This is a genomic window from Candidatus Paracaedibacter symbiosus (assembly GCF_000757605.1).
GTDB classification, from domain to species: Bacteria; Pseudomonadota; Alphaproteobacteria; order Paracaedibacterales; family Paracaedibacteraceae; genus Paracaedibacter_A; species Paracaedibacter_A symbiosus.
Genome location: NZ_JQAK01000026.1, coordinates 810 through 1,667 on the forward strand (window position 1 = coordinate 810; position 858 = coordinate 1,667).

Sequence of the window (858 nt, forward strand, 5' to 3'; positions counted from 1 at the left end):
CTAAGCTGGAGTTGGATGTTATCCATATTAGATATGGAAAAGGCTTACGGCTACTAGGCTAGATTTCATTATTTCGTAATAACTTCGTATAGCATACATTATACGAAGTTATACGAGCAATAAAGGGCATGAATGGGAAGCTTTGATTTATAGTAGATCTAAAGGAAGGGGATGTCCTGAATGTTCTAATAAAAAAACCGGCAAAGATAATAACCTTGCTGTAATAAAGCCTGAGCTAGCTGATGAATGGCATCCTATAAAGAATGGTGAGTTAACGGCTTTAGATGTGGTTTTTGGGAGTCATAAGAGAGTATGGTGGAAATGCCATAAAGACCATGTGTGGGAAGAAAAAGTATCTGTAAGGACGAGAAGTAAAGGTTGTCCTCAATGTTCTAATAGGAAAGCAGGCAAAGGCAATAATCTTCTATAATGAAAATGAAGCGGACAATGGCATCCTATAAAGAATGGTGAATTAATGCCTTTTGATGTCGTTCCTGGGAGTGATCAGAAAGTGTGGTGGAGGTGCCATAAAGACCATGAGTGGGAAGCTATGATCTCATATAGAGCACTAAGTGCAGTAGGATGTCTTAAATGCTATCAGGCGAGTACATTATTGAAAAAATCAGGAAAGATCTAGTTTTATGGTGAGGAGCTTTATAGTGAGGAATGGAAGCTGTGTTAAAAAATAAACTGAAGAAGATTTTTTTCAAAAACTATAGAAGAAACACATCACCAAGACGGTGATCGATATCATTTGATTAGAAATCAATGGGACCCAATTGAAAATTCACAGCCATTTCCTGAGAACCCTGCTGAAAATAAAGATATTGTTGGTAAATGGAAGTGTGAAAAAGGTCA

At 37.2% G+C, this 858-nt stretch carries 2 protein-coding genes; both read left to right on the forward strand.

What is annotated here, in order from left to right:
• The first annotated feature begins 100 nt into the window (after window positions 1-100).
• On the forward strand, window positions 101-430 hold the full coding sequence (locus IG80_RS17120; protein ID WP_420887394.1) for a zinc-ribbon domain-containing protein: 330 nt from the start codon (window positions 101-103) through the stop codon (window positions 428-430).
• 27 nt (window positions 431-457) lie between these two features.
• Window positions 458-637 (forward strand): zinc-ribbon domain-containing protein, encoded by a 180-nt coding sequence (locus IG80_RS17125; RefSeq protein ID WP_420887395.1) that lies wholly within the window; start codon window positions 458-460, stop codon window positions 635-637.
• Window positions 638-858 lie beyond the last annotated feature (221 nt).